We start from the raw sequence: 22213 nt of genomic DNA on the forward strand, positions 1-22213 counted from the left end.
TTTTCGATTGAGAGCGCCGCTCATCCAACTGGGACACGCGAGGACAGCTCTCCTTCACTCAAATAGACATCGCCCACTTGCGGACAGATGCGTTGGGGGAACCGCTTAAGCCGGTTCCCGCGTCATGACAAGGCTTGCGTTCTGGCCACCAAAGCCGAAGGAGTTCGACAGCACGGCGCTGACCTGGGCATCACGCTTCACATTCGGCACGACATCCAGCGCGATGGTCGGATCGGGATTGGTGTAGTTGATCGTTGGCGGAAGGGTACCTGTCAGCATGGTCTGCAATGAGAACACGGCTTCGACCGCACCTGCTGCTGTCAGCGTATGGCCGATCATCGACTTGTTCGAGGAAACCGGGATCGCCTTCAGACCTTCACCGAAGACCGCCAGCATGGAGCTGTACTCCATCTTGTCGTTTTCCGGCGTGGACGTGCCATGTGCGTTGACATAGCCGATATCGCTTTCGGAGAAGCCAGCATCGGCAAGCGCTGCGCGAATGGTGGCAATTGCCGGGCCGCCATCGGGCGACGAGCGCGTGCGGTGGAAGCTGTCTGCCTTTTCGCCTGCGCCCTTGATAATGCCGAGCACCTTTGCACCGCGAGCAACAGCTGCTTCCAGCGATTCCAGAACCAGGGTCGCCGCACCTTCTGCAATCACGAAGCCATCGCGGTCCTTGCTGAAGGGCTTGGATGCCTTTTCGGGCGGATCGTTCTGTGTCGACAAGGCAGATAGGAGCGAGAAGCGGATCAGCGCTTCGGCGCTGACGGATCCGTCCGTCGCAACGGTCAGTGCGCGATCGGTGCGGTCCTGGCGGATGGCTTCAACACCAAGTTGGATGGCCGTCGCACCCGAAGCACAGGCCGTCGAAAGCGTGACCGGGAGGCCGCGTGTACCGAACTGATCGGATAGACGCTCCGAGATTGCACCAAAGAGCGCGGCCTCCTGAAAGGCTGGATCGGGGCGCTGACGAAGAGCGGCCATGAAGCGATCATAAGCGTCGCCCGGCTTCGCAGCAGGTGGAGACCGATCGGCAAGCTCGAAGCGGGCGCTCCATTCCGGCTCGATCGGCGGCGCAGCGAGAAACAGCGGACCGTTGAAATCGCCGGATAGTCCGGCTTGAGCCAAAGCTTCGATCGTGGTTTCGCGCGCAAATGCGAAGGACCGCTCGACGGAATTGGGTGCGGGGATATCGATGAAATCAACCGTGCCGCAGATCTTGGTCGAGAGATTGTCGGTCGGGAAGCGGGTAATCTTGTGGATACCGGATTTGCCGGAGGTCAAAGCCGCCCAGTTATCCGAGAGCCCCTGCCCGAGCGAGGTTATGATGCCCATACCGGTGACGGCAACGATGGGGCGTCCAAGGTGATCCTTGAAATTGCTGGATGCCATGGTCTGAACTCCTCAAGCGTCTTTGGAAAGAACGGCGACACCTTCGCCGCGCACATGGCCAACCGTGGTCACGACCGCTTCCGTTGCGGCAGCCGCCATCGGTTTTTCGACAGCGCTATCAAAGGCCGGAACCGTCGCACCGCTTTCAAGCGCAAGTGCTGCAAGCGCCAGACCCAGCGGAAACTGCGCTTCAAGTCCATGGCCGGTAACACCGCCAAAGCCGCGAATTGCAGCATGTGGCAAGGTCTTTTCGAGAATGTCCTTTTCACGGGACGTCAGGCCGTCATAACCGCTGGCGCCGGAGAAGACGACGGTTTCAGCCGCATCCTTGGCAGGCGCGAGGAGGCGTTCGAGACGCGCCTCTAGCTTGCCATCGTCGCGGTTGCCACGATCGCCTTCGATCGCGTCGATACGCGCGTAAATCTTCGCGCCACGCGCTTCGGCGCGCTTGCGCGCTTCCAACACGAGGAAGGCGCCGACGGATCCGGTGATCATGCCACCGCCCTCGCCTTGCGTGCGCGACCAAAGCGGCTGCCAGCCACCTTGAGCATGCGCGCCAACGGCTTCGAAAAGCAGCGTCATGTCCGGACGTTCGGCCGCAAATGCACCGCCCACAAGGGCATGGCTCGATTCGCCTGAGCGAATACGATAAAATGCGGTCTCGACGGCGGAGATACCGGCACCTTCTTCACCCATAAACGTCCGTGAGGAACCGGTGACTTTGTGCACGATCGAAATATTGCCAGCCATCAGGTTGGAAAGCTGGGCAAGAAACAGCGTCGGGCGAAGCTCCGTCGTCAGCTTTTCATTGAGCATCACTTCGCGGTCGTTGCGCTTCAGGCCTTCGTCGACAACCAGCGTATCGACATTGATGTCGCGTTCGCCGCCACCGGCTGCCACGATCATGTCCATCGTCCCACAGGCGTCCGCGTCTTCTTTCAAACCAGCATCGTCCAGCGCGAGACCGGCGGCAAACACGCCGAGGCGCTGCCAGTTTTCCATCTGGCGCTGATCCTTGCGACCGATTTGCGCAGACCAGTCAATTTCCGGCAGCGGATGAATGGGATAAGGCGCAAACTTTTCCGTCTCGACGATCGCCTCTGGCGTCGTGGTGCTGGAGAGCAGCGCAATATGGGCATCTTTACCGACACCATGACAGGTCACGATACCGACCCCGGTAATCACCACATCATTGTCAGACTTCATCATCCGTGATCCTTCGTCGCTTTTTCGGAACGCAGTCCCGGGCCAGCTCTCAAAAACGGCAGGGACGCCGCACTTGCCATGCGGAATAATGCGCGCGATGCGGCTTTGCAATGGCGAAAGCCCATCGGACCTTCCGCATCGCATGACTTTTCAGCATTTTAAACGCGAAGATAGCGCTTTTTCGATCAGGCGGAGGTATCGGCAGCGATCGCCGCCATGAGGCCCACTTCCTCGGCGCGCTTCTTGACGATCGGCGCAAGCGGAATTTCAGAGAAAGGCATGGTGCGAAGCTTCAGCTGCGCGTCGCAGACCTTCTTGCCGCCTGAGGTAATCTTTGCCTTGGTGACGGCAAAGCCCGATCCATCATGCTCCAGATAGGCCTCGATATCGAGAACGGCATTGGGCTCGACAAAGGTCCGCATCTTGGCGCTGTCGACCGACATCAGGAATGGCATGGCGGCAAAATCCGTCATGGCAAGAACCAGCATCCCGGACGTCTGCGCCATGGTTTCGATCAACAGCACGCCTGGAACCAGCGGCATCCCCGGAAAATGCCCCTCGAAAACCGGGCTCTTGTCCGGCACGACCGATCGCGCCTTCAAGATGCGAGCTGATCTGTCGATAGACTCGATTCGGTCCACCATCTGGAAATATTCGAGAAGCATATCTTGTCCGTGAAATAGGCCAGGCTGTTTCGCCCCAAGACAGCGTCAGATGGGCAAACGTCCTCAGGCACATCCTGAGGATCGAGCTCTGTCAAAAAGCAGCATGCAGGTCCCATTTTGCTGGAACCCGCAGAAGCGGAACGAAAAGATCAGCCCTTGGCTGCCTTCAACTCGTCAATTTTGGCGCAGAGGTTCTTCAGAACGAAGTATTCTTCGGTCGAAACCTTGCCCTCGTTGACTTCCTGCGTCCACTGCTCGAGCGGGATCTTGATGCCGAATTCCTTGTCGATGGCGAAAACGATATCGAGGAAGTCGAGGCTGTCGATGCCGAGGTCGTCAATCGTATGGCTTTCCGGCGTAATGGTTTCGCGATCGATTTCGCTGGTATCAGCGATGATGTCGGCAACCTTATCGAATGTAGCTGTCACGCCCGTAATCCTTTGTGTTCTTAATTATAAAGGTCTCTTCAGACGCACCACATAGGGAAGTTGCACCAAAAAGCCAATGCTTTCGTGATGCTTCGCTCTATTTTGGACGATGTGTGTTGCCTACACCCTACACTCAAACCGCCAGAGAATGACGCCCTCGCCCGTTGGAGAGATAGGTATCAAAGGTTGCGGCAATGCTGCGAGCAAACGGCTTGCCCGTTTCCGTCAGGGCAAAACGACCGGCCTCGAGATGGACAAGCCCGTCGCGATCACCTTCCGCAAATTGCTGGGCTTCCTCCACGGCTGGAAGAGACGCCGGACCGAAGAGCGCGGCAAGCGCCGACAGATCGAGCGAGAAATCGCACATGATCCTTTCAATCACGAAGGCCCTCACCCGGTCTTCGACAGAAAGTGCAATGCCACGAGCGATACAGAGACCATCGGCTTCAGCCATGCGTTCATACTCCCCCGTCGCAACCATGTTCTGGACGTAGCCTTGCGGCAACTTGCCAATGGACGAGGCACCAAGCCCGATCAGAGCGTCGGCGCTGTCATCGGTATAGCCCTGGAAATTGCGGCGAAGCTCTCCCTCTTCCATCGCTTTCGCCAGTGTGTCACCTGGCTTGGCGAAGTGATCAATGCCGACCGCCTCATAACCCGCCTGCACCAGCATTTCGCCTGCTGTTTTCATCTGCCTGTATCGCGCAATCGCATCCGGCAGCGCCTCTTGCGGGATCATCGTCTGGTGTTTCTTAATCCACGGCACATGGGCGTATCCAAAGAGAGCCACACGATCCGGGTCCAAAGAGATAATCTTGTCGACGGTATCGCGCAGTGTTTCGAGCGTTTGATACGGCAGGCCATACAGCACGTCGCAATTGACAGAGTGCACGCCACGCGCCCTGATCGCATCCACCACCGATCTCGTCTGTTCGAATGTCTGTAAGCGGTTGATTGTCTTCTGCACTTTCCGGTCGAAGTCCTGCACGCCGAGGCTTGCCCGCGTCATGCCGATTGCGGCCAGGGCATCGTAGCGCCCCTGATCGAGATCGTTCGGGTCCATCTCGACGCTGATTTCGGCGTTATCCGAAAATGAGAACGTCGAGCGCAGCGCGTCCATCAGCGCAATCAGGTCCTGCGGCCTGACCATCGTTGGCGACCCCCCACCAAAATGCACGGCGGTAACGCGGACGTCCTTCGACACCAGCCGTCCGACCGCTTGAATTTCGCAGTGAAGCGCTTTGAGATAAGCGGCAATCGGCTCGTAACGAAGCGTGTGTTTGGTGTGGCAGGCACAGAACCAACAGAGCCGGTCGCAATAGGGAATATGGATGTAAAGCGAGAGGCGATGCTGCGAATCAAGGGCCCGCAGCCAAGAGGAATATTCGTCGGCTCCTATACCCAGATGGAAGTGAGGCGCCGTTGGATAACTCGTGTAGCGGGGAACGGCCGCGGAATACTTCTTCAACAAATGCTCAGCCATCGCGCGTGCTTCCTGACATGTATCAATTGTGCGACTTAGGGATACATGCTGCGACAGTTTGCAACTTTGACTTCGATCAAATTAGCTAATAAACAAAGGTATCAGAAGCGATGTGGGGACATGGGCTTCGGGGGCTTGATTTGACGGGGATTTTTGAGATCGCGCCTGCGATCGGACCCGTTCGACTTGGACGTGACGCGATGGACACGCTGCAGAGAACTATCCACAATTCGGACATGCCCGTCGTGTGCCGTTCCTGCGAGGCGCGCCATGGCGGCCTTTGTGGTGTTCTTACGCCAGCGCAGCTTCTGGAGCTCAACCGTCAGTCCAGCCGCAAGAGGTTCGAGACCGGCAACGAACTGCTTGGGCAGGGCGAACTCGTGCCCTACTACGCCAATATTCTCAGTGGCGTCATCAAGCTGTCGAAGATGATGTCGGACGGCCGGCAGCAGATCGTCGGCCTGCAGTTCGCACCTGATTTTCTCGGGCGCCCTTTCAATGCCGAAAGCAGCATGACCGCCGAAGCCGCCACCGATGTGGAGATCTGCCTGTTTCCACGGCGTGTGGTGGACCGGATGATCGGCGAAGTGCCGAATATGGAACGCAAGCTTCACGGCCAGTCACTGAAGGAACTGGACGAAGCACGGGACTGGATGCTGACGCTCGGTCGCAAGTCCGCGCAGGAAAAGGTCGCAAGCTTTCTGCATCTCATTGCCACGCACATCGATCCTGAAAAGGGTGACGTGTCCTGCTTCGACCTGCCCCTGTCACGCGCCGATATTGCGGACTTCCTTGGTCTTACGATCGAGACCGTCAGCCGTCAGATGACCAAGCTAAAAAAAGAGGGCATTATTCAGATCGAAAACAACCGGCATATCACGGTGCCCGATCTCGACGCGCTTAACGACGCCGCCGGTAACGACTGACGGGCCTTACTTATCCCAGTGCAAATGTGTCAGCGAGGCGCCAAACATGTAAGGCGCCTTGGCTTCTGCTGGTGTAAACACCGTTGCGGTCAGGATCAAAACTACAAATAAGCACTTCATCATCACGCTCCCCAGCGCCTGCCATCAAGTGGCCTCCCTGGAAACAAGTTTTAGACGATAAGATACTCTTTTCGTTTAAGAAAATTGGTTGTCGCCAGATTGGCGGGATGGGTCAAAAACAGCAGATCCAAGTAGGATTTCGTTAACGGACAGCCATGGTGCTCCGGGTGTTTCAGCAAAACGATGCCGGTTGCAGCACGTCGACATCTCGATTATAGAGCAGTTATCCACAAGGACCCGGTGAAAATCCGGGTGGCTCTTCTGGCCGCCGATCCGCCAGACAACACAGCAACGCAACCTGTTTCATCTTTTGAGGACCGAGTTCTGCTCGGCCCGTTGCATCAACTGTGGTAACTCATCCATGCGAACTTTTTTACACTACCGTCAGGAGTGGTTCTCCAATATTCGTGGAGACGTGCTCTCCGGCATCGTCGTCGCGCTTGCGTTGATTCCGGAAGCGATCGGTTTTTCCGTCATCGCCGGCGTCGATCCCAAAGTCGGCCTTTACGCCTCGTTTGCGATTGCCTGCGTCGCAGCTTTCGTCGGGGGACGTCCCGGCATGATCTCCGCTGCAACGGCTGCGACAGCCGTGGTCATGGTCTCGCTCGTCAAAGACCATGGGCTTCAATATCTTTTCGCCGCAACCATCCTGATGGGCCTAATCCAGATCGTTGCAGGCTGGCTGAAAGTCGGCCGCGTCATGCGCTTCGTCTCTCGCTCGGTCATTACCGGCTTCGTCAATGCACTCGCCATTCTCATCTTCATGGCGCAGTTACCTGAACTGATCGGCGTTCCGGTATTGACCTATGTGATGATCGCGGCGGGTCTCGCCATCATCTATCTCTTTCCATACGTCACCAAGGCGGTCCCCTCACCGCTCGTTGCCATCGCCGTCCTGACCATTGTCGCATGGTGGACGGGGATGGAGCTTCGCACTGTAGGCGACCTGGGCGAACTACCATCGAGCTTTCCAGTGCTAATGATTCCGCAAGTCCCGCTGACATGGGAGACGCTGCAGATCATCTTCCCTTATTCCATCACGCTCGCAGCCGTCGGTCTTCTTGAGTCCCTCCTTACGGCTCAAATCGTCGACGACATGACGGATACGCCGAGCAAAAAGAGCCAGGAATGCGTTGGCCAGGGTGCCGGCAATATCGCCTCCGCCTTGATCGGCGGCATGGGCGGATGCGCGATGATCGGCCAGTCGGTGATCAATGTGACTTCCGGGGGACGCGGGCGGCTCTCGACCTTTGTCGCTGGCGCGTTTTTGCTTTTTCTCATCGTTGTGCTGGACGACCTTGTTCGCATCATTCCGATGGCAGCACTCGTCGCGGTGATGATCATGGTGTCGATCGGAACCTTTTCCTGGCGCTCGATCCTCGAGCTGAGACGCAACCCGCTATCATCCTCCGTCGTCATGCTGGCAACGGTCGTGACCGTGGTGGCAACGCACGATCTCGCCAAAGGCGTTATCGTCGGCGTCCTGCTGTCTGGCATTTTTTTTGCCGGCAAGGTCTCCAAGCTCTTCCGCATCACGCGGAGTAACGATGCGACCACGAGGACCGTCACCTATACTGTCGAGGGCCAGATTTTCTTTGCCTCGGCGGAGAACTTCATCCATGCCTTCGATTTTGCCGAGCAGGCGGACAAGATTGTCATAAATGTTTCCGCCGCCCATCTCTGGGACATCACCGCAGTCGGTGCCTTGGATAAGGTCGTCTTAAAGTACCGCAATGCTGGCGTCGAGGTTGTGGTCACGGGCTTCAACAAGGCCAGCGCCGATATGGTCGACAGGTTCGCGCTTCACGACAGACAAGAACGGCTGGCGGCGAGTGCTTCCCTGCATTGACAAAAAATAGGGGCCGCGGCAATGCAGCGGCCCTTTTCAGCTCCGTGCAGATGTGACGATGAATGTCGGTTTCGTTCGCTTACTGTGAGGCAGCGGGCGTTGACGTCGGCTGCTGTTGCTCTGCGAGCGCGCGAAGCTCCGCAACGCGACGCTTATACTCCGCCTCAGTGATCTGGCCGCGGCGGCGGGCAGCGCCGAGTGCGGTCAGGTTCTGCTCCATGGTCGAGGCTTCGTTCTCTTCCATCTGCGGCATGGCAGCCGTCATAGGCTTGGCGAAGGTCGGGAAATTACCGGTGTCGCGCTTCTGCAACGGGCCACTGCTGACCGGCTGCGGACCGACGATCTGCGCCTTGGGCCGCTCCATATGAGCCGGATTGACAATAGGCTTCGGCGTGGTGCAGGCAGCCAGAGGAAGGACCAAGCCGCAAACCAACAGCACAGATGCTGTTTTTACGCTTCCCGAATGCTTGCCCATTATCCTGCCCCACCTGTAAGCTATCTGTCGCTTGTCGAACGCAATTTGCCAGCGTCCGTGTTGCTGGAACTTGTATTCGTTTTCGTACAGAATGTGCAAATACAAAAATCGCCGCGGAGGAGAACGTATGGCCGGCATTGGAGGCGGACCCAACGATCCTGAGGACAAAGGGTTCAGTTTCGATCCCAAATCTGCCGATGCCTATATTCTTCGCGATCCGCAGGCCTTCGCCATGAACATCGCCAGAGCTGTGGAAAATCTCGGCAAGGCTGCTTCAGAGTGGCTGGCACCCAGAGAGCGCGGCGAGATTCCGCGCACCAGCACGAGCCCGATGAGCGATGTCTTCCAGACGCTGTCCGATGTGGCGGAATATTGGATGGCCGAGCCGCAGCGCTCCGTCGAGGCGCAGACCCACCTTTTGTCGAACTACTTCGATATCTGGCAAGAATCGCTCCTGCGACTATCCGAACAGCAAGGGAAAGCTGGAGAGAAAAAACCACAGGCCGGAGCCAAAAGCGGCCATAAACGCTTCGCCGACAACGACTGGCAGGCAAACCCGTTTTTCGACTTTCTGCAGAAGGTCTATTTCGCTACCGCCGACTGGGCGGAGAAAATGGTGACAGAGGCTGACGGGCTGGACGAGCGGACCCGGGAAAAGGCACGCTTCTATATGCGGCAGGTGACTGAGGCGATGTCTCCAGCCAACTTTGCCTTCACCAATCCCCAGGTGTTTCGCGAAACGGTTGCCACGAGTGGAGCCAACCTCGTCAAAGGAATGGCCCAGTTGGCGGAAGATATGGCGGCTGGTAAGGGGCATTTAAGGCTTCGCCAGACCGACTATAACCAGTTCGTAATCGGCCAGAACATCGCCGTTTCTCCAGGTAAGGTGATTGCGCGAAGCGATCTTTGCGAGATCATCCAGTATGCCCCCTCGACGGAAAAGGTGTTCAAGCGCCCTCTTCTTATCATCCCGCCATGGATCAATAAATTTTACATTCTCGATCTCAACGCCCGGAAATCCTTCGTCAAGTGGTGCGTCGACCAAGGCCACAGCGTCTTCATGATCTCCTGGGTCAATCCGGATGTACGTCACGCAGAAAAAGGATGGGACGACTACATTCAGGAGGGCATCGACTTTGCGCTTGCCACGATTGAAGAGGCGACGGGAGAACAGGAGGCCAATGCGGTGGGCTACTGCATCGGCGGCACGCTTCTGGCTGCCACCCTCGCCCTGCATGCACAGAAGAACGATCATCGCATCCGCAGTGCCACGCTGCTTGCGGCGCAGACCGACTTTACCCATGCGGGCGATCTGAAGATCTTCATTGACGAGCCACAGCTTGCTGCGCTCGATGCCCATATGAAGGCGGTCGGTTACCTCGATGGCGCGATCATGGCGAGCGTCTTCAACATGCTTCGCGCATCCGATCTGATCTGGCCCTATATGGTCGACAACTATCTGCGCGGCACCCAGCCGCCTCCCTTTGACCTCCTCTATTGGAACTCTGATTCCACCCGCGTCGCAGCCGCCGTGCATTCCTTCTATCTGCGCAATTGCTATCTGGAAAACAATCTGGCCGAAGGACGGATGGTGGCGGATGGCAAGGTACTGAACCTAAAGGATGTCACCATCCCGATCTATGATCTTGCCACGCGCGACGACCACATAGCTCCGGCGAAATCAGTCTTCGAGGGCGCAAAGCCGTTCGGTGGGTCGGTCGAGTTCGTGCTGGGTGGTTCGGGCCATATTGCAGGCGTGGTCAACCCGCCCGATGCTGGCAAATATCAATACTGGACCGGAACGTCACCCGTCGGTGATTTTGAAGAATGGCAGCAGCAAAGCAGCGTTCATACCGGATCCTGGTGGCCGCATTGGCAGAACTGGCTTGAGGCACAGAGCGGAGAAAAGGTCTGGGCGCGCATTCCGGGAGATGGCAGGCTCACTCCGCTTTGCGACGCGCCAGGCACCTATGTTCTTGAATGACCAGGGCGATGCGAAGACACTCGCGCCATGCGCTTTGATTCTCCCCTCGTGCCCGCCACGCTCGTCTCTCGTTATAAACGCTTCCTTTTCGATGCCGTTCTGGACAACGGAACAGCGATCACCGGATCATGCCCCAATACGGGTTCTATGCGTGGGCTGACGACGCCGGGTTCGCGCATTTGGCTTTCCGAGCATGACAGTCCGACGCGTAAATATCGCCACATGCTGGAAATGGTCGAGGCGGATGGAACGATCGTTGGCATCAACACAGGAATGCCGAACCGGCTGGCAGAGGAGGCTATTCTTTCGGATAGGATTCCCTCGCTACGTGGCTACAATGTCTTGAAGCGCGAGCAGCGATATGGCGTCAATTCCCGCATCGATTTCCTGCTTTCGGCGTCTGGAAGACCGGATGCCTATGTCGAGGTCAAGAACGTGCATTTCATGCGCGAGGCCGGACTTGCAGAGTTTCCGGACACGGCGACGAAGCGGGGCGCCAAACACCTCGAAGAACTCGGCGACGCGTCAGAAGCCGGTTATCGCGCTGTCATGCTCTATCTGATCCAGCGCGCCGATTGCCATCGGATGCGCATCTGCTCCGATCTTGATCCGGTCTACGCCGTTGCGTTTCAGCGCGCGATGAAGCGTGGCGTAGAAGCCTATGCCATCCGTTGCGAGGTTTCGCCGACGGAAATTGTCGCGAACCGGATGGTTGCAATAGACGACTGGCACCCTGCTGATTTATGAACGCAGGTGAAAGTAAGACAGAAAGCGATAGTATGGTCACCTATATCGATGCGGCATCGGCCCCCATGAAGAATACGGGCGTTATCCGACTCTATAACTCCGAAGATTTTGAGGGCATGCGCAAGGCAAGTCAGCTAACGGCGCGCTGCCTCGATGCGCTCGCCGACATGGTCAAGCCAGGAATCACGACCAACGCAATCGATCGCTTCGTCTTCGAATTCGGAGCCGATCATGGTGCCCTGCCCGCGACGCTCAATTATCGCGGCTATACCAAATCCGTCTGCACCTCGATCAACCATGTTGTTTGCCACGGCATTCCTGACGACAAGCCGCTTCGTGAAGGCGATATCGTCAATATCGACGTGACCTATCTCCTGGACGGCTGGTATGGCGATTCGAGCCGCATGTATCCGGTTGGACAGATCAAGCGGTCTGCCGAGCGCCTGCTCGAAGTCACCTATGAGTGCCTGATGCGCGGCATCGCTGCGGTAAAACCCGGCGTGCGAACCGGCGCCATCGGTGCCGCGATCCAGGCTTACGCGGAATCGGAGCGCTGCTCCGTCGTGACGGATTTCTGCGGCCACGGCGTCGGGCGTCTTTTCCATGATACGCCGAACATTCTGCATTACGGCAAGGAAAGCGATGGTCCGGAAATCCGTGAGGGCATGATCTTCACCATCGAGCCGATGATCAACCTCGGCAAGCCGCATGTGAAGGTTCTCTCGGATGGATGGACGGCGGTGACTCGCGACAGATCGCTCTCCGCGCAATATGAACACGCCGTCGGCGTCACCGCGACGGGCTGCGAGGTCTTCACCCTGTCGCCGGGCGGCTTCCACCGGCCCGGCCTGCCGCCGCTCTAAGAGGAGAGTTATCGCCAGATGGCCAAAGGTCCCTCGCCCGACACCGGAAAAACATCAGCATTTGGCGAAACATCCCGGGCGAGCGACCTGTTTGGCAGTCCGATAGACCTCGTCGCTCCCGGCGAGATAACACCTCTACCTCACCCGACCAAGGCGAAGACAAAAGACAGCGTAGAGGTCCCACACTACCATGGTCACCGGGAAAGATTGCGGGCAAAATATCGTGATATCGGCGACGTGGCGCTCGCGGACTACGAACTCCTTGAGCTTTTGCTCTTCAGGCTCATTCCGCGCCGCGATACCAAGCCTATCGCCAAGGCGCTGATCGCCCGCTTTGGAACCCTTGGCGGAGTCCTCGGCGCGCCGCTATCGCTTCTGCAGGAAGTGAGTGGCGTCGGAGAAGCTGTGGCACTGGATCTGAAACTCGTCGCTTCCGTCTCGCAACGGATGCTGAAAAGCGAAATCCGCAACAAGCAGGTGCTCGGTTCGTGGTCTTCGGTCATCGATTACTGCCATGCTGCCATGGCCTACGAAACGCGAGAGCAGTTCAGGATCCTGTTTCTGGATAAGCGCAACGTTTTGATTGCCGACGAGGTCCAGGGGCATGGCACCGTGGACCACACCCCGGTCTATCCGCGTGAACTGGTGCGGCGCGCCCTCGAACTCTCTTCGACAGCCATTATCCTGGTGCACAATCATCCCAGTGGAGACCCGACACCGTCCAAGGCCGATATCGATATGACGAAAACCATCATTGATACGGCAAAGCCGCTTGGGATTGTCGTGCATGATCATATCATCATCGGCAAGGACGGGCATGTGAGCTTCAAAGGCCTGCGGCTGATCTGAAGACTTTAGAAAATATTCGATAGTTATTGCGGATAAGTATTACTTATCATCTCGCCATTTGTGAAGGTATATTGGTACCATCCCAAAGTGACACACAACCCAAAGCTTTTCCATTAAGAAAAAAACAACTTCGCCACATTAGAATCTCCAAAGATATAAAGCATCAAGCGTATCGGAGGATGCCATGGCACTTATGGCAAGAATGCTTCGTAATCGTGCAGGCTCATCTGCCGTCGAATTTGCGATTATTGCCCCCATCTTTCTGCTGGTCCTACTGACCATGATCGCTTACGGCATCTACCTGATGACCGCCTATTCCGTGCAGCAGGTGGCGGCGGATGCCGCCAGAACCGCAGTTGCCGGACTGAACAACAACGAACGTGAGGCGCTGGCCAGGGACTTCGTGTCCAGAAGCGCCCTTAGCTACGCCTTCATGGACAAGCGCTATTTCCATGTGACGGTCGGCAGCGATCTCAGCAATAGCAATCAGTTCACCGTTACGGTCGAGTATGATGCCACTGAGCTGCCGATCTGGAGCCTCTACTCCTACGCCCTTCCGGAAAAGACCATCAAGCGTTTCTCGACAATCCGGATTGGAGGGGTCTGACATGAGAAAAGCAGAATTTCCGCAGTCGCGATTTTGGAAAAACACATCCGGCAATATCGCCATCATGGCCGGGCTTACCGCGCCACTCTTTGCCGGCATTCTGGCCCTCGGTGTGGATTATGGGGCGCTGACATTGCAAAGGCGAGAGCTTCAACAGACCGCCGACCTTGCCGCCATTTCTGCTGCAGGTGCTCCCAATCCGGAACAGGCGGTGTTGCAGCACTTCAAGCTCAACGGCAAAAAGCTCGGCGTCAAGATCCCCGAGGGCGTGTTGACCGATACAGGGATAGTCCCCCTCGACATCAACGGCGAAGTACCTGGCATGGACGGCTATGCCGAGATCACCAAGGGCCGCTATGTGCCCGATCCAACTACCGATGTCGGTCAGCGGTTCGTTGCCAACGCCACACCGCTCAATGCGGTGAAGGTGGATATCGTTGAACGAGGAACGCTCTTTTTCGCATCGAGTTTCACCACGCCACCGAAGGTTTCCGCAGTTGGAACGGCGGCAGCACAGCGTATAGCGGCCTTCTCCGTGGGATCGCGTCTGGCGTCACTCAATGAAGGCATCCTCAACGCGCTCCTCAGCGGGCTCTTGGGCTCGTCTGTCAGTCTCAAGCTGATGGATTACCAGGCGCTCGTCAGCGCCGACGTCAATCTGTTAAAGGTCATCGACGTCCTTGCTGTCGATCTCGGTCTACAGGCTGGCACTTATCGGGAAGTGTTGGCGACTGATGTCACCGTCAGTCAGTTTCTCAGCGCGCTTGGCCGCACAACCGGCCTGTCGCCATCTGTGACGGCAGCGGTCAAAACGCTGGAACGGACGGCCAACAAAAGCCGTATCAGCCTTCCTCTTGAGAAGATCGTCAACCTCGGTCCGTTTCTGGACTCGATGGTCGGCAACAGCGAAAACCTCAAGGTCACGGCGGGTGTCTTCGATCTGGTCTCAGCGGCAGCGGTTGCAGGCAACGGAAGCCAACAGATTGCGATCAATGCGGGCGCATCCGTTCCTGGGCTTGCGGCAACCAAGATCACGCTGGCAGTGGGCGAACCTCCTGTCAGCACGCCCCCACTGGCCGTCGGCGCATCCGGCACGGTCGTTCGAACGGCACAGACACGCCTTGCCATCGATACGTCGGTGGTTGGGTTGAAGGCGCTTCTCGGTCTACAGATTCACATCCCTCTGTATGTCGAAGTGGCCAACGCAGAAGCACGGCTTGCCGACATCCGGTGCATGACGCCCGGCAACGGCGCGGTCGATATCGATGTGGTGCCGGGTCTTGCTGAGATTTCGCTCGGCAATGTCGACACCAGTGCATTCAACAATTTCGGCCGCACACCGCGTGTTACCAAAGCATCGATCGTCGATTCTGCCGTGGTCAAGATCAACGGTATGGCGCAGATCAACAGCGGCAATCTGACGAAGAGCCGACTGACATTCTATCAATCGGAAATCCAGCTTGGCAGGATCAAGCAGGTGTCGACGAAGGATGTCACCACTTCGCTCGTCACCTCGCTTCTGAAGAAGCTTGATCTCGATATCAACGTGCTGTTCCTGACGATTGGCTCACCCACGGTTCTCCAGGCAGCGCTTGCCGATACGTTGGGCGCTGCGACAAAACCCATTGATGAGCTGCTCTACAATACCTTACTGGTCCTGGGTGTGAAGATCGGCGAAGCGGATGTGCGGGTGACGGATCTGCGCTGCATGCAGCCTGTGCTGGTTCAGTGACCCCTGCTCAAAACAAGAAAGCCGCCGGATCGCTCCAGCGGCCTCATCACTTCTAAATCTTAGTTCGCTCAAGCGTTGGCGACGGCCAGGCGCTTTTCGTCGCGACCGCTCTTCATCCGCTCGGACAGGAGGAACGCCAGCTCCAGAGCCTGGTCGGCGTTGAGGCGCGGATCGCAGTGCGTGTGGTAGCGGTCGGACAGGGAATCTGCTGTCACGGCGCGCGCACCACCGGTGCATTCCGTCACGTCCTTGCCGGTCATCTCGATGTGGATGCCGCCCGGATGCGTGCCTTCGGCGCGGTGGATCTGGAAGAAGCTTTCCACTTCCGACAGAATGCGCTCGAATGGACGCGTCTTGTAGTGGTTGAGCGTGATCGTGTTGCCGTGCATCGGGTCGCATGACCAGATGACCTTACGGCCTTCCTTCTCGACGGCGCGGATCAGCTTCGGCAGATGGTCGGCGACCTTGTCATGACCAAAGCGGCAGATCAGCGTCAGGCGTCCTGCTTCGTTGGCGGGGTTCAGCGCGTCGATCAGCTGGATCAAATTGTCCGGCTGGAGCGACGGGCCGCACTTCAAACCGATCGGGTTCTTGATGCCGCGGAAATATTCGACATGCGCGTGGTCGAGCTGGCGCGTGCGGTCACCGATCCACAGCATGTGGCCGGAGGTCGCGTACCAATCGCCCGATGTGGAGTCGATGCGGGTCAATGCTTCTTCATAGCCGAGAAGCAGCGCTTCATGGCTGGTGAAGAAATCCGTTTCACGGAGGCTCGGATTGTTATCGGCGCTGATGCCGATCGCCTTCATGAAGTCCATCGTTTCGGAGATACGACCGGCAAGCTTGCGGTAGCGATCGGCCTGCGGGGAATCCTTGACGAAGCCGAGCATCCACTGATGCACGTTCTCCAGATTGGCATAGCCACCCATGGCGAAAGCGCGAAGCAGGTTCAGTGTTGCAGCCGACTGACGGTAGGCGTCCAGCTGGCGCTCCGGGTTGGGAATGCGCGAGGCTTCGTTGAACTCGATACCGTTGATGATGTCACCACGGTAAGACGGCAGCTCCACGCCATTTTGCGCTTCGATGTTGGACGAGCGCGGCTTGGCGAACTGGCCTGCAATGCGGCCAACCTTGACGACGGGCAACTGCGCGCCATAGGTCAGGACAACGGCCATCTGCAGGAAGGCGCGGAAGAAGTCGCGGATGTTGTCGGCACCATGCTCCAGGAAGCTTTCGGCGCAATCGCCACCCTGCAGAAGGAAGGCTTCGCCTTCTGCAACGCTGGCAAGCTGCTTCTTCAGGCGGCGTGCTTCGCCGGCAAAAACCAGCGGGGGATAGCTTGCAAGCTGGGCTTCCGTTGCTGCAAGCGCAGCAGCGTCCGGATATTGCGGAACCTGCTGGATGGGCTTCTGTCTCCAGCTACCGGGCGTCCAATTCTGTGCCATTCTACTCACCTGTCTCCCCGCCCGAAAAATTGCGCGGGCGTGCGCACCTTTAAAAATTGAGCGGCTTATAAACCTTTGCAGGGAGCTTGCCTAGTCAATTACCGACGCTTTTGGACCTGCGGAAAGTGCTTGGAATTCTGGATTATCCTAGAATTGAATCCCGTTTGCGTCACGTCGTTGTTTCTGCAGCTAATCGCGACTGCACAACCGCTGCGCTACGCGCCAGAGAAACAAGCCGAAATGGTCGAGACGGGTCGATGGCCATGTCTCCCATCGGTGATCATCGCCACTTTTCCTCTCTTTGACCTGGTTACGCGTCATCCTCTCCATTGCAAACATCGTTTCCGGCAACATGATCTTTCTCCTGTGTTCCCGACATGAGGTAAGGCAGAGGCGGCGACAGGCGTAGATGCAGGAATGAAAGGCGCGTTTCACCGGCAAACGATGCAAAGCCAGATGGATCCGGCTATAAATGCCCCTATCAGCCGGAGAGCCTTCCATGACAGACGTGAACTGGGACGATCTGAAACTCTTTCATATCGTTGCGACCGAAGGTGGTCTGGCAGGTGCGGCAAGCCTGACCGGCATCAGCGCGCCGACGATCGGCCGAAAGATGCTCTTTCTTGAACGGACGATGGGACGCACGCTCTTTATCCGCAGCCAGCAGGGCTACAAGCTGGCGCCCGACGGCGTGATCCTGTTTGAACGCGTTCAACATATGAGGCGGACGGCAGCAGAGATCAGCCAGTGGCACGGCGATGCCTTTTCGCTACCGATCGTTTCGATTTCCTCCAACATCTGGCTGATGGGTTTCATTGCCGAAAACACGAGCGCCATTCGCGGATCGGACGATGCCTTTCGACTTTGCTGCAAGCACTTCGGTCCCGACGATGATCTGACCTACCGACGCGGAATGATCGGGGTCTTTGACGCATCCCCGCAGCACGGCAATTTCGCGGTGCGCAAATCCGTTACGGTCAATTACTGCGCCTACCGGTCGAAGGAACTGGCACCGACTGCATCCGCCCCCTGGATTTCAATCGGCACGGAAGTCGCGGCGTCGGATGCGGAGAAGTGGGTCTTTCGCAATCGGGAGCAGATGATCCACACATGGACAAATGCGCCAGCGCTCTTGCCGCGCCTGATCCAGAGCGGGGCCGGCAAGGGCGTGTTGCCCGCCTATATCGGCGACACTCTGCCAGGCGTGGTGCGAGACGGTGAGATCATTGAGGAGCTCGCTCACAACCTGTGGATCACCGTCAACGACGATGATCGACACACAGCGGAAATGCGGGTTGCCATCGATCGGCTCGCTGCGCTGTTGAAGCGCAACGAGCGACTATTCGAAGGCATGCAAGCCGAGCCTGTCGACAGGCAGAGCCCGGTTATACTCTTTCCCCGTTCTTGATGCGGTAGCTTGGCGAATACATCGTCACCAGTTCCTCCGCAGCCGTCGGGTGGACGGCCATGGTGGCGTCGAAGTCATCCTTCGTGCAACCGGCCTTCAGCGTGATGCCGAGAAGCTGCGCCATCTCACCGGCCTCATGACCCAGTATATGCGCGCCGACGACCTTTCGATCGGCCGCGTTCACAAGAAGCTTCATGATCGTCTTTTCCTGACGACCGGAAAGCGTTGCCTTCATCGGGCGGAATTGCGCGCGGTACACCTCGACCTCTTCGAACTTCGAAGCCGCCTGCTCTTCCGAAAGCCCGACCGTGCCGATTTCGGGCTGGGAGAAGACTGCAGTCGCAATCAGGTGATGATCGGGCTTTGTCGGGTTGTTCTTGAATTCCGTCTCGATGAAGCACATCGCTTCATGAATGGCGACAGGCGTCAGCTGTACCCGGTCGGTGACGTCGCCAAGCGCATAGATATGCGGGACAGTGGTGCGCGAATAGTCATCGACAATGATCGCGCCCTTCTCATTGATCTCGACTCCTGCCTTTTCAAGCCCGAGCCCCTTGGTGTTGGGATCGCGACCAAGCGCCAGCATGACGAGACCAACATGGACCGACGCGCCCTGCTTGGTGCGGGCCACGAAGCCGCCTGCCCCGTCCTTGCTCACGTCCTGGATCACGTCTTCCAGGATGATGCGGATGCCCTTGGCTTCCATCGCTTCATGCAGGCCCTTGCGCATGTCGGCATCGAAGCCGTTCAAAATTTCCTTGCCGCGATAGATCAGCGTCGTTTCGACCCCGAGACCATGGAAGATATTGGCGAATTCGACAGCGATATAACCGCCACCGGCAATCAGGATGGATTTCGGCAGTTCTTCCAGATGAAACGCTTCGTTGGAGGAAATTGTCAGTTCATGGCCTGGCAAGGATGTGTGAGCATTTGGCGTGCCGCCGACGGCAATGACGATGCGCTCTGCCGTCACCGTCTCTCCGGTGCTGATAAGCTTCACCGTGTGTGCATCGACAAGCTCTGCACGGCTATCGAAGATCTCGGCTTTGGCGTTTTCCAGACCCTTGCGGTAAAGACCCTCAAGGCGCTCGATTTCCTTGTCCTTGGCAGCGATCAGCTTTTTCCAGTCGAAGGTGCTTTCGCCAACAGTCCAGCCAAAGCCTTTGGCATCGTCAAAATGCTCAGGATATTGCGACGCGTAGACAAAGAGCTTCTTCGGCACGCAGCCTCTGATCACGCAGGTGCCGCCATAGCGATATTCCTCGGCAATGCCGACACGCTTGCCAAGCGACGCTGCCACCCGGGCGCTGCGCACACCGCCGGAGCCGCCGCCAATAACAAAAAGATCGTAATCATAGGACGTCATCATAAACCCCTGTCATCGGCCGAGCCGCTCGAACGACGTACACTATCGACTGTCGCAGCGTGGAAAATCAGCCTGTTAAGCGAAGCTGGGCGCCTTATGAGCGCGCGATGCCGAGGCATCTTCTTGATGCTCATATAGGTGCCGGTAGCGGCAAAAGAAAAGCCCGGAATCTCTTCCGGGCTTTGAAAAATACTGAATGATCAGCCAGCGATCATGGCTTTGGCGCAGGAGCTGCAGGTGGAGCAGTTGTCGCTCCGGGAGCGCCGCCAATGTTGGATGCGTTTGCAGGAAGTGGCTGAAGATCAGCGCCGGCAACCTTCTGGAGCTCTGCCATGCTGGAGGCGTTGAGATCGCGGTTGATACCAGCTGCCCAGATGTCGGCGGCCTTCATCAGCTCACGCGTGGCGATCGGTCCATCCTTGAGAAGCTTCTTGCCTGCATCGCTGCTGTAGAAGGTGGAAATGGCCTTCAGCTCTTCGACCGAGAAGGCGCGCGCATAGGTGAGCGCTGCTTCGCGTTCCAGGTCGGCACGGCGTGGTGCGAGTTCCAGTGCCTTGGCGTCGACCGTCGCAGTGATCTGGTCTTCGACGTTTGGCGACGACTGAATGAGTTCAGACTTCAGACGCTCAGCAAGACCCGGCAGAATGTTGTCGAAGCGATCGGTCACGCCCAGTGCCGTGATTGCCTGCTTTGCAGCAGCGATATGCTCTGCAGAAATTTCCTGCGCACGTGCGGCAGTGCCGAACACGAGGCCGGAAATAAGGATCGAAGCAGCGGCAGCTTTGCCCAGTCCCGCTATTTTACCCATGAACTCTCTCGCTCCTATTATATTTTCGCCTGCATAACGCGGGCGCCATCCGGCCCTGCTATGATGGCAAGCGATGCCAAATTAATGAAAAGTCCGTGCTCGACGATCCCGGGAATCGTATTCAGCTGACGTGCCAGCGCTTCTGCATCAGGAATACGGCCAAATGATGCGTCGAAAATGAGATGACCACCATCGGTTTTAAACGGTCCGTCCTCGGAAGAACGTAGCTTCAACTCGCCCGAAAGGCCCATTTTGGAAGCCAGTTTCTCGATTGCGATACGGGTTGCGATCTGGCCGAAGGCATTGATTTCGATGGGAAGCGGAAAGGCTCCCAGCGTCTCGACCACCTTCGTCTGATCCGCAATCACGATCATGCGGGCCGAAGCGGCCGCGACGATCTTTTCGCGTAGCAGAGCACCGCCGCCGCCCTTGATCAGACGAAGACCGTGATCGACCTCGTCGGCGCCATCGATCGTCAGATCGAGTTCGGGCAGTTCATCCAGAGATTTCAGCGGAACACCAAGCTCGACGCAAAGACGCGCGGTGCGTTCCGATGTCGGGACCCCCTGGACTCTCAAACCGTTCGATACTTTTTCGGCAAGCAGGCGGACAAACTCTTCCGCGGTGGACCCCGTACCAATGCCAAGACGCATGCCGTCTTCAACATGGGCAAGGGCAGCCTCTGCTGCCTTGATCTTCATTTCGCGGGCATCCATACGCCTGCAACTCCGATTGACTCATGGGCTGCGCGGTGACTATCCGCACCAATTCGCCCTGGTGGTTGTGCGTCGGAGAGGACAGATGACTGGCCTCACTTTTGCGACTGCGTGTGTTTACACGTCTAGAAACTCAAACGAAAGCCCCTTTTGCTGCTTCGAAATGGACCATTCAAGGGTTTCGTTCGAAACGAGATTACGTCCTGCACTGGATCGTCGAGAGAAAGTCCCAAAGCTCTGCTCAGACCTTGAAACGACACATCGTGCTTTTCCGAAAATCGGTTACGATTTTCGGGCCGATGCTGTAGGTTCTCGCAATATTGACACAGACAGACGAGGTTTCCTCTTTGACTTCACCCCTTGTTATTTTCGATCTCGACGGCACACTGGTCGACACCGCCCCCGACCTGATCGACAGCCTGAACCACACGATCGCTGCCGCAGGCCTTATGCCCGTCACCTTCAACGACCTGACGCATCTCGTCGGCCAAGGCGTTCGTGTCATGGTCCAACGCGCCTTTGCGCTGAGGAACAAGGAGTTGCCAAAGGAAGACGTGGAGCCGCTGCACCAACGGTTCATTGCGCATTACAAAGAAGAGATGCCGGGTCAGAGCAAACCTTATCCCGGCGTTCCCGAGGCTCTGGATCGGCTGACTGCGTCAGGTTTCCGGCTTGCCGTCTGCACCAACAAGACGTCTGATCTCGCCCTTCCCCTGCTTGAAAAACTCGGATTGAAGGACCGCTTCGAGACGATTACCTGCGGCGACACCTTCGAGTGGCGCAAGCCGGATGCCCGGCATATCCTCGGAACCATCGAGAAAGCCGGTGGCGATGTGGCCCGTAGCGTGATGGTGGGCGACAGCGTCAACGATATCCTGGCAGCCAAGAATGCCAAGATCCCCTCCATCGGCGTAACCTTCGGCTACACCGATGTTCCGATGGCAGAGCTTGGACCGGATGTGACGATCGATCGCTACGACACGCTGGATGCAGCGCTTGTCGAAAGACTTCTGGCGCAGCGCGTGGCCGCGGCCTGAAGGCGCGGCCGACCGTGAAAGTCCTTGGCCTCGCGCCAAGGACTGAAATTCTCCCATCACAAAATGCGCACAAAAAAGCCGGCCACAGGGACCGGCTTTTTTGCTGA

Annotated in this window: 19 protein-coding genes, 1 pseudogene and 1 other annotated feature; of the genes and pseudogenes, 10 read left to right on the forward strand and 10 right to left on the reverse strand. The window is 57.5% G+C overall.

Annotation, left to right across the window (positions count from 1 at the left end):
* Positions 1–105: 105 nt before the first annotated feature.
* The 5 genes from EYC79_RS23225 to hemN all read right to left on the reverse strand — a co-directional run bounded on the left by EYC79_RS23225 (position 106) and on the right by hemN (position 5174).
* Positions 106–1392, reverse strand: a complete 1287-nt coding sequence (locus EYC79_RS23225; RefSeq protein WP_130979649.1) for a beta-ketoacyl-ACP synthase — start codon at positions 1390–1392, stop codon at positions 106–108.
* A gap of 12 nt (positions 1393–1404) precedes the next feature.
* A complete protein-coding gene (locus EYC79_RS23230; protein ID WP_165457109.1) occupies positions 1405–2601 on the reverse strand; it encodes a beta-ketoacyl-ACP synthase in 1197 nt (398 codons plus the stop codon).
* Positions 2602–2783: 182 nt separating this feature from the next.
* Positions 2784–3263 (reverse strand): 3-hydroxyacyl-ACP dehydratase FabZ family protein, encoded by a 480-nt coding sequence (locus tag EYC79_RS23235; RefSeq protein ID WP_062598091.1) that lies wholly within the window; start codon positions 3261–3263, stop codon positions 2784–2786.
* 149 nt (positions 3264–3412) lie between these two features.
* Complete coding sequence (locus tag EYC79_RS23240; RefSeq protein WP_027675812.1) at positions 3413–3691, reverse strand: acyl carrier protein; 279 nt, start codon at positions 3689–3691, stop codon at positions 3413–3415.
* 133 nt (positions 3692–3824) lie between these two features.
* On the reverse strand, positions 3825–5174 hold the full coding sequence (gene hemN, locus EYC79_RS23245; RefSeq protein WP_130979651.1) for an oxygen-independent coproporphyrinogen III oxidase: 1350 nt from the start codon (positions 5172–5174) through the stop codon (positions 3825–3827).
* A gap of 200 nt (positions 5175–5374) precedes the next feature.
* Between hemN and fnrN the strand changes: the two genes are divergently transcribed.
* Together fnrN and EYC79_RS23255 are read left to right on the forward strand one after the other, a co-directional pair.
* Positions 5375–6100 (forward strand): transcriptional regulator FnrN, encoded by a 726-nt coding sequence (gene fnrN / locus EYC79_RS23250; RefSeq protein WP_112519264.1) that lies wholly within the window; start codon positions 5375–5377, stop codon positions 6098–6100.
* Between the two features lie 350 nt (positions 6101–6450).
* Positions 6451–6506 (forward strand) — a sequence feature (sul1 is cis-regulatory element that is thought to sense ions involved in sulfur or methionine metabolism; They are found in Alphaproteobacteria).
* Between the two features lie 75 nt (positions 6507–6581).
* Positions 6582–8069, forward strand: coding sequence for a SulP family inorganic anion transporter (locus tag EYC79_RS23255; RefSeq protein WP_130979652.1), 1488 nt, complete (start codon positions 6582–6584; stop codon positions 8067–8069).
* Between the two features lie 79 nt (positions 8070–8148).
* Here the strand turns inward: EYC79_RS23255 and EYC79_RS23260 are convergent, their stop codons facing one another.
* Positions 8149–8490, reverse strand: a complete 342-nt coding sequence (locus EYC79_RS23260) for a hypothetical protein (RefSeq protein WP_245495350.1) — start codon at positions 8488–8490, stop codon at positions 8149–8151.
* Positions 8491–8671: 181 nt separating this feature from the next.
* Between EYC79_RS23260 and EYC79_RS23265 the strand changes: the two genes are divergently transcribed.
* The 6 genes and pseudogenes from EYC79_RS23265 (at position 8672) to EYC79_RS23290 (ending at position 15326) form a co-directional block, all read left to right on the forward strand.
* Positions 8672–10528 (forward strand): PHA/PHB synthase family protein, encoded by a 1857-nt coding sequence (locus EYC79_RS23265; protein ID WP_130979654.1) that lies wholly within the window; start codon positions 8672–8674, stop codon positions 10526–10528.
* A 27-nt stretch (positions 10529–10555) separates the two neighbouring features.
* Positions 10556–11275 (forward strand): DNA/RNA nuclease SfsA, encoded by a 720-nt coding sequence (gene sfsA / locus EYC79_RS23270; protein ID WP_130979655.1) that lies wholly within the window; start codon positions 10556–10558, stop codon positions 11273–11275.
* 32 nt (positions 11276–11307) lie between these two features.
* Positions 11308–12138 (forward strand): type I methionyl aminopeptidase, encoded by an 831-nt coding sequence (map, locus tag EYC79_RS23275; protein WP_130979656.1) that lies wholly within the window; start codon positions 11308–11310, stop codon positions 12136–12138.
* Between the two features lie 180 nt (positions 12139–12318).
* Positions 12319–12987: pseudogene (gene radC, locus EYC79_RS23280) on the forward strand (RadC family protein); the annotation flags it as partial.
* 184 nt (positions 12988–13171) lie between these two features.
* On the forward strand, positions 13172–13594 hold the full coding sequence (locus tag EYC79_RS23285; RefSeq protein WP_130979657.1) for a TadE/TadG family type IV pilus assembly protein: 423 nt from the start codon (positions 13172–13174) through the stop codon (positions 13592–13594).
* A gap of 1 nt (position 13595) precedes the next feature.
* Positions 13596–15326 (forward strand): TadG family pilus assembly protein, encoded by a 1731-nt coding sequence (locus EYC79_RS23290; RefSeq protein WP_130979658.1) that lies wholly within the window; start codon positions 13596–13598, stop codon positions 15324–15326.
* A gap of 68 nt (positions 15327–15394) precedes the next feature.
* On the opposite strand, the gene EYC79_RS23295 is transcribed toward EYC79_RS23290, so the two are convergent.
* Entirely contained in the window at positions 15395–16771 is a 1377-nt protein-coding gene (locus EYC79_RS23295; protein ID WP_130979659.1) for a class II 3-deoxy-7-phosphoheptulonate synthase, read from the reverse strand.
* A 499-nt stretch (positions 16772–17270) separates the two neighbouring features.
* Here EYC79_RS23295 and EYC79_RS23300 point away from each other — a divergent pair, with 499 nt between their 5' ends.
* Positions 17271–18179, forward strand: a complete 909-nt coding sequence (locus EYC79_RS23300) for a LysR family transcriptional regulator (RefSeq protein ID WP_130979660.1) — start codon at positions 17271–17273, stop codon at positions 18177–18179.
* Here the strand turns inward: EYC79_RS23300 and gor are convergent.
* The 3 genes from gor to rpiA all read right to left on the reverse strand — a co-directional run bounded on the left by gor (position 18157) and on the right by rpiA (position 21069).
* Positions 18157–19545: a glutathione-disulfide reductase gene (gene gor, locus EYC79_RS23305; RefSeq protein WP_130979661.1), complete on the reverse strand. Its 1389-nt coding sequence runs from the start codon at positions 19543–19545 to the stop codon at positions 18157–18159. The genes EYC79_RS23300 and gor overlap by 23 nt on opposite strands.
* A 211-nt stretch (positions 19546–19756) precedes the next feature.
* A complete protein-coding gene (locus tag EYC79_RS23310; protein WP_062437632.1) occupies positions 19757–20353 on the reverse strand; it encodes a DUF2059 domain-containing protein in 597 nt (198 codons plus the stop codon).
* 17 nt (positions 20354–20370) lie between these two features.
* The gene (gene rpiA, locus EYC79_RS23315; protein WP_113179546.1) at positions 20371–21069 is read right to left on the reverse strand and encodes a ribose-5-phosphate isomerase RpiA; all 699 of its coding nucleotides are present in this window, start codon (positions 21067–21069) and stop codon (positions 20371–20373) included.
* A 347-nt stretch (positions 21070–21416) separates the two neighbouring features.
* Here rpiA and gph point away from each other — a divergent pair, with 347 nt between their 5' ends.
* Positions 21417–22106, forward strand: coding sequence for a phosphoglycolate phosphatase (gene gph / locus EYC79_RS23320; RefSeq protein WP_130979662.1), 690 nt, complete (start codon positions 21417–21419; stop codon positions 22104–22106).
* Positions 22107–22213: the final 107 nt, after the last annotated feature.

The sequence above is a fragment of the Agrobacterium cavarae genome (genome assembly GCF_004310285.1).
In the GTDB taxonomy this organism is placed as follows: domain Bacteria; phylum Pseudomonadota; class Alphaproteobacteria; order Rhizobiales; family Rhizobiaceae; genus Agrobacterium; species Agrobacterium cavarae.

What these genes read in the sequence shown, in the direction of transcription:
- rpiA (WP_113179546.1), bottom strand. Translation starts at nt 21,069, where the DNA reads ATGGATGCCCGCGAAATGAAGATCAAGGCAGCAGAGGCTGCCCTTGCC.
- sfsA (WP_130979655.1), top strand. Translation starts at nt 10,556, where the DNA reads ATGCGCTTTGATTCTCCCCTCGTGCCCGCCACGCTCGTCTCTCGTTAT.
- EYC79_RS23235 (WP_062598091.1), bottom strand. Translation starts at nt 3,263, where the DNA reads ATGCTTCTCGAATATTTCCAGATGGTGGACCGAATCGAGTCTATCGAC.
- EYC79_RS23225 (WP_130979649.1), bottom strand. Translation starts at nt 1,392, where the DNA reads ATGGCATCCAGCAATTTCAAGGATCACCTTGGACGCCCCATCGTTGCC.
- hemN (WP_130979651.1), bottom strand. Translation starts at nt 5,174, where the DNA reads ATGGCTGAGCATTTGTTGAAGAAGTATTCCGCGGCCGTTCCCCGCTAC.
- EYC79_RS23230 (WP_165457109.1), bottom strand. Translation starts at nt 2,601, where the DNA reads ATGATGAAGTCTGACAATGATGTGGTGATTACCGGGGTCGGTATCGTG.
- EYC79_RS23255 (WP_130979652.1), top strand. Translation starts at nt 6,582, where the DNA reads ATGCGAACTTTTTTACACTACCGTCAGGAGTGGTTCTCCAATATTCGT.
- EYC79_RS23310 (WP_062437632.1), bottom strand. Translation starts at nt 20,353, where the DNA reads ATGGGTAAAATAGCGGGACTGGGCAAAGCTGCCGCTGCTTCGATCCTT.
- EYC79_RS23290 (WP_130979658.1), top strand. Translation starts at nt 13,596, where the DNA reads ATGAGAAAAGCAGAATTTCCGCAGTCGCGATTTTGGAAAAACACATCC.
- EYC79_RS23295 (WP_130979659.1), bottom strand. Translation starts at nt 16,771, where the DNA reads ATGGCACAGAATTGGACGCCCGGTAGCTGGAGACAGAAGCCCATCCAG.
- EYC79_RS23265 (WP_130979654.1), top strand. Translation starts at nt 8,672, where the DNA reads ATGGCCGGCATTGGAGGCGGACCCAACGATCCTGAGGACAAAGGGTTC.
- gor (WP_130979661.1), bottom strand. Translation starts at nt 19,545, where the DNA reads ATGACGTCCTATGATTACGATCTTTTTGTTATTGGCGGCGGCTCCGGC.
- fnrN (WP_112519264.1), top strand. Translation starts at nt 5,375, where the DNA reads ATGGACACGCTGCAGAGAACTATCCACAATTCGGACATGCCCGTCGTG.
- EYC79_RS23285 (WP_130979657.1), top strand. Translation starts at nt 13,172, where the DNA reads ATGGCACTTATGGCAAGAATGCTTCGTAATCGTGCAGGCTCATCTGCC.
- map (WP_130979656.1), top strand. Translation starts at nt 11,308, where the DNA reads ATGGTCACCTATATCGATGCGGCATCGGCCCCCATGAAGAATACGGGC.
- EYC79_RS23300 (WP_130979660.1), top strand. Translation starts at nt 17,271, where the DNA reads ATGACAGACGTGAACTGGGACGATCTGAAACTCTTTCATATCGTTGCG.